General features: G+C 64.0%; 4 protein-coding genes and 1 pseudogene. 3 read left to right on the top strand and 2 right to left on the bottom strand.

The genetic code is table 11. From position 1 onward, the window contains the following. Nucleotides 1-340: 340 nt before the first annotated feature. Nucleotides 341-802, bottom strand: coding sequence for a hypothetical protein (locus E1288_RS45900; protein ID WP_132495585.1), 462 nt, complete (start codon nucleotides 800-802; stop codon nucleotides 341-343). A gap of 618 nt (nucleotides 803-1,420) precedes the next feature. Between E1288_RS45900 and E1288_RS45890 the strand changes: the two genes are divergently transcribed. The 3 genes and pseudogenes from E1288_RS45890 to E1288_RS45880 form a co-directional block, all read left to right on the top strand. After that, nucleotides 1,421-1,732 carry a transposase gene (locus E1288_RS45890; protein ID WP_165968637.1) on the top strand — a complete coding sequence of 104 codons (312 nt, stop codon included), beginning with the start codon at nucleotides 1,421-1,423 and terminating at the stop codon, nucleotides 1,730-1,732. Beyond that, nucleotides 1,729-2,724, top strand: coding sequence for an IS3 family transposase (locus E1288_RS45885; RefSeq protein ID WP_132495581.1), 996 nt, complete (start codon nucleotides 1,729-1,731; stop codon nucleotides 2,722-2,724). Before E1288_RS45890 ends, E1288_RS45885 begins: the two co-directional genes overlap by 4 nt. 336 nt (nucleotides 2,725-3,060) lie before the next feature. After that, a pseudogene (locus E1288_RS45880) lies at nucleotides 3,061-3,996 on the top strand (IS256 family transposase); the annotation flags it as partial. A gap of 73 nt (nucleotides 3,997-4,069) precedes the next feature. Here E1288_RS45880 and E1288_RS45875 read toward each other — a convergent pair. Further along, nucleotides 4,070-5,098, bottom strand: a complete 1,029-nt coding sequence (locus E1288_RS45875) for a group II intron maturase-specific domain-containing protein (protein ID WP_268952039.1) — start codon at nucleotides 5,096-5,098, stop codon at nucleotides 4,070-4,072. Nucleotides 5,099-5,238 lie beyond the last annotated feature (140 nt).

Genomic DNA, 5,238 nt, shown 5'->3' with positions numbered 1-5,238 from the left:
CCCCCAACTCCCCCAACGTCACACCACTATCACGCCAGCTCTCCGCCAACGCACGCGCCGCCGCCACATCAACCCGCGGAGCCTTCTGCCCCACCACCAAAACCCACAACCAATCAAACGCCGGATCAAACTCGAGATCCACCACTCAACCCCCCATCCCACACTCGACCCACCCGCAACCGACACGCAACTCCGCGCGCATCAGCGGCGATAACCCTCGCGCGTAGGATCAGAGATACCAGCCGAGTCCGGTACCCCGTTCATACTCAACGCGTTCTTCCCGAGATACTCCGCATTCTCCTCAGTCGCGACACAAAAATCCGCAAACTGACGAAGACTCTCACCCATCTGTCTGCTGCACAGCCTCCTCCAGACCAGACCGAACAACCTTCACCGACACCCCCAGCCAGACACAAGTAAAACCAAATGCGGTTACATCACCCAACACAACCAGCCCGATGCGAGTCTTAGGTGAAACCAGAACTGCCCCGCCACACCCAAGAATTAAGGTGCAGCCTGGGCCGCGGGACTGTCCGATCGATGGACGGTGCACCGTCCTGAGCAGGCGCAGGCGGTCGACGAGCTGGCAGACGTTGCCACCCATCTCGGCGATCCGGACCGCGAGCTGCCGGTCACCTGCCGTGGCGGAGATCAGGGCCAGCTCGATGGCAAGCGCCGACAGGCCCTCCGCCGGGCCATCGTGCAGCTTTCGTTCGAGCTCGTACCGGTACTCGGCGGTGCCCCGGCTGGGCGCGCGTAACCAGCCGGGCAGCAGCCTGCCCAACCCGGTGATGCGACCCATGATTTCAGGCATCATCACACGTCGAAGACACGGCGGCCGTCGACGCACCGGACAGGCGCAACAGGTTCCTGCGGGAGAACGATGATCTGGTCAGCTGCACGGAATCCTGAGTACTTCACGGACGAAGGGGTTTCCATCCCCGACCACGAAATGTGGCCGAGCGGTCAGTGTTGATCGCACCATTGTGCCAACGAGAACGGGTCAACGTGATGAATCACGCATTTCGAGCAAGTGGAAGCAGTGCGTACTGTGCGACGTCGTCGGTCCACGCAGCTGCCCCCATCCGCCGGAGCAGACCTCCTGCCCGATTCTCGACTCGAGCTTAGCTTTCCCCAAAGGCAGGCGTGTCGAATCTCCCAGCAGCGCTGGTAGCCGATTTTGCACCGTCGCCGCCGACGCCCAGGACGGGAGGACGAACCACCTCGCAACATCGATTTGTGCGGCTCCACTGAAGATCGCCGGAGACCTCTATACCCCGACGACGCCTCGGCCCGCGCCCGGCGATAGTCGTTGGCCACCCCGGCAGCAGCGCGAAGGAGCAGGCGTCCTGAGCTTCCCCCGTTTGTCCGGAGGCTTCCGAGTCTGGTCTGCTCGTGCAGACCGAGGAAGGAAGTCGTTGTGGCAGCACCCAAGAAGTACCCGGATGAGCTGCGGGAACGCGCGGTGCGGCTGTATCGGGAGTCGGACCCGAAGCCGACGATCCGGCGGCTGGCCGAGCAGTTGAACGTGCACCCGGAGGCGTTGCGGAACTGGATTCGTCAGGACGAGGCCGACTGCGGCCGGCGGCATGACCGGCCGACGACAGACATGGTCGAGGAGAACCGCCGGCTCAAGCGGGAGAACGCCGAGCTCAAGCGGGTCAACGATGTGTTGCGGGCGGCGAGCGCTTATTTTGCCGGCGAGATCGACCCGACCCGGAGGCGGTCATGAGCTTCATCGATGACCATGACTTCTCGGTCGGTCGCGCTGAATCGCCGTCGCGGCGGCAGCGCGAGGACGCGGAGTTGCTGGAGCGGATCGAGAAGATCCGGTCCTCGCACGAGTTCGCCGCGACCGATGGGTCTCCGCGAGTGTGGCTTCAGCTACGCCGCCAAGGAGTGCGGTGCTCACGTAAGCGCGTGGAGCGGATCATGCGGGCCAACGGGCTCGTCGGCGCGCACCTGCGCAAGGGCTGGAAGACTGGCTCGACGCGGCAGAATCCGGCGCACACGGCCGCGCCGGATCTGGTGGAGCGGGACTTCACCGCCGCCGCACCGAACCGGCTGTGGGTGGCCGATCTGACCCGCCTGCTCACCGGTGAGGGCGTGTTATGGCTGGCCTCGGTGCGTGATGCGTTTTCCAACCGCATCGTCGGCTGGGCCACCGCCGCCCGCGCCGACACCGAGCTGGTACTCACCACGCTGGAATACAGGCTGTGGTCCCGCGATGTACGCAGCGGTGCGCTAATTCACCATTCGGACAAGGGTTGTCAATACACCGCGCTCCGGTTCACCCAGCGGCTGGCCGACGCCGGCGTCGCCCCGTCGACCGGCTCGGTTGGCGACAGCTTCGACAACGCTCTGGCCGAGAACCTGTGGTCGACCATCAAGATCGAGCTGCTGTATTGGCCGGGCACCACGTTCGCCACCCGCGCCGAGGCTGACGCGGCGATCTTCCGCTACATCGACGGCTGGTATAACCCGCGTCGCATCCAAGCCGGACTCGGCGGACTATCCCCCGATGAGTACGAGGAGGCCTACAACACCCACCCACGCGACCAACACGACGCCGGTAGCATCCCACTGACCCAGTCGGAGCCAGATAACCAAGCCTCCGACAAAGCGGGGAAAGGCCACCAACGAGAACTCCAGCACGATCTTGGTCAGCTGCTGCATCAACCCACCCTCGCCACCGATGGACCCCATCGGCCTGGGCACGCTTGACCAGCTCGGCCACCACCTGCCGGTCCACCACCAGCGAGACCTGCAGCGACGCGTCCTTGCTCTGATCACTCATGGTGCATTATCCTCCACTGTGGACAGTTACACCTCAGAACTAGTCCCCCCTGTCCGGAAACTCCGGACAGGCCAAACACCCTTCACCACACAGTCCCGTTGGTGTGGGGACTGTTCCGCGAGCGGTGTTTTCGGCCTGACGCGCCGGGCTGGGGTCCGGCGGGATGGGCACTGTGAGTGATGACATCGGATGCTGTGAGTCCACAGAGGAACGTGAAACAGGCAGGACGGCAGCCTTCGCCGGAACAGGCGGCCGTGGCGGCGATGGTGGCCCAGGCCCGGGAGCAGGGTCTGGCCCTGACCGGGCCGGATGGGCTGCTGAAATTGTTCACCAAGAATGTGCTGGAAACCGCTCTCAACGAGGAGATGACCGAGCATCTGGGTCATGCGAGGAATCAGGCCGATCCGGATCGGGATTCGTCGAATATCCGGAACGGCTCGCGGGCGAAGACGGTGATCTCGGACGCGGTCGGCGAGGTGGAGATCGCGGTACCGCGGGACCGCGAGGGCACGTTCGAGCCGAAGATCGTGAAAAAGCGCCAGCGACGTCTGGGTGATGTGGACGAGATCGTGTTGTCGCTGTATGCGAAAGGGCTCACCACGGGCGAGATCTCCGCGCATTTCGCCGATATTTACGGTGCGTCGGTGTCGAAGGAAACGATATCGAGGATCACCGACAAGGTCGTCGGGGAAATGGAGGAATGGTCGAACCGACCGCTGGATTCGGTGTATGCGGCGGTCTTCATCGATGCTGTCCATGTGAAGGTGCGTGACGGGCAGGTGGCCAACCGGCCCGTCTACGCGGCGATCGGGGTCACTGTGGACGGCCACAAGGACGTGCTGGGGCTGACGATGGGCACCGGCGGCGGCGAGGGCGCGAAGTTCTGGATGAGCTTCTTGATCGGCCTGAAAAACCGTGGCATCAAGGATGTTTTCTTCCTCGTCTGCGACGGCCTGAAAGGCCTGCCTGACGCTGTGACCACGGTGTGGGAGAAAGCGATCGTGCAGACCTGCGTCGTCCATTTGCTGCGCAACAGCTTCCGGTATGCCTCCCGCCGGGACTGGTCGACGCTGGCCAAGGACCTCAAACCCGTCTACACCGCACCCAGCGAGCAGGCCGCTCTGGACCGGTTCGCCGAATTCTCCGACAAATGGGAGAAGAAGTACCCCGCGATCGTGCGGTTGTGGACCAGCGCGTGGGCGGGTAGCTCCGGCGCGTTGCCGCGCCGGAGCCCCCTCAGAACCGGACGTGCCCGCTTTCCGGGCATCCGGCTCAAGCAAGCCCAGAGGTGTCGCGGGCGTGCAGGAGTGCTGGGCTGCCGCGCCGGGCGTGTTGTCGGGCGCAGTCAGCGTGCACGAGATGCAACACAGCGCGATCGTCCGATTCGCCGCGTCCCATATGGACAGTGAGCGCTTTGGCGCGCACTGCTTTGCGGGTTGCGGTGATCCACTGTTCCCATTCGTCGGGGTGCTGTGGTTCGGCATTGGCGTGCAGCAGCAGGTTTCCGCAGAGCGGACAGCGGCCGCGTTGGCGCGCGATCATGTGCTGACCATCCCGGTTGAGCGGAGGTTTGCCGCTGCGACGTCGCCGCGCCGTCCAGTAGCCGGTCAGCTTCGGGTCATCGGGAGATGCGTAGCTGTCGACCATCTGGTGCCGGACGATCTTTGTCCAGGCGAACTTGGTGAGATAGGCGCCGGTATGCCGGTCGCCGAACACCCAGTTGTCCCGCCTGGCTTTGTTGAACGCGCCGAAGTAGCGGGCCTTGACCCAGTGTTTCGGTTTGTTCCGGTGGCTGCGCACGGCCCACTTGAACACCAGCCACCACACATAGGCGTCCAGTGTGGTGAACACGTGCTTGGACACCACCGTCCGGTAGTAGGCGGCCCAGCCCCGGATGACCGGGTTGAGCCGTTGCAGCACCGATGCGGCGTTGGCCCCGCGCAGGGACCGCATTTCGGTGCGCAACCTGTTCCGGATACGTTGCACCGCCGCCTTACTCGGCTTGATGATCAGTTTGCCGTTGGCATAACGGCGGACATGGAACCCGAGAAAGTCGAAACCTTCGGTGAGATGCACGATGCGTGTCTTGCTCTCGTTGAAGGCCAGCCCCCTGGGCACCAGCCATTCGGCCAGCCGATCTTTGACCTGTTCGGCCTGGTCACGGGTGTGACACAGGGCGATGAGATCGTCGGCGTATCTGACCACCACCGGGGAGCCCGGCGCAGTGTGACCGACATGCGTGCCGGTCATATAGCGGACTCCGGCGGCCTGTTCCATCCCATGCAGTGCGATGTTCAACAGCAGAGGGCTGATCAGTCGGGTAGCGACGGCGCATTGCTGCGCCGCCGCCCCCTCAGAACCGTACTGGCACGTTTCCGCGCATACGGCTCAAGCAAGCCCAAAGGCGTTCAGGTATGCAGTGCTGGACTTCCTGTCCCGTC

The sequence above is a fragment of the Saccharopolyspora elongata genome (genome assembly GCF_004348985.1).
Taxonomy (GTDB): Bacteria; Actinomycetota; Actinomycetes; order Mycobacteriales; family Pseudonocardiaceae; genus Saccharopolyspora; species Saccharopolyspora elongata.
Note: the sequence above shows the minus strand (reverse complement) of the source record. Positions and strands in the feature narration are given on the sequence as shown.

What these genes read in the sequence shown, in the direction of transcription:
- E1288_RS45900 (WP_132495585.1), bottom strand. Translation starts at nt 802, where the DNA reads ATGGGTCGCATCACCGGGTTGGGCAGGCTGCTGCCCGGCTGGTTACGC.
- E1288_RS45885 (WP_132495581.1), top strand. Translation starts at nt 1,729, where the DNA reads ATGAGCTTCATCGATGACCATGACTTCTCGGTCGGTCGCGCTGAATCG.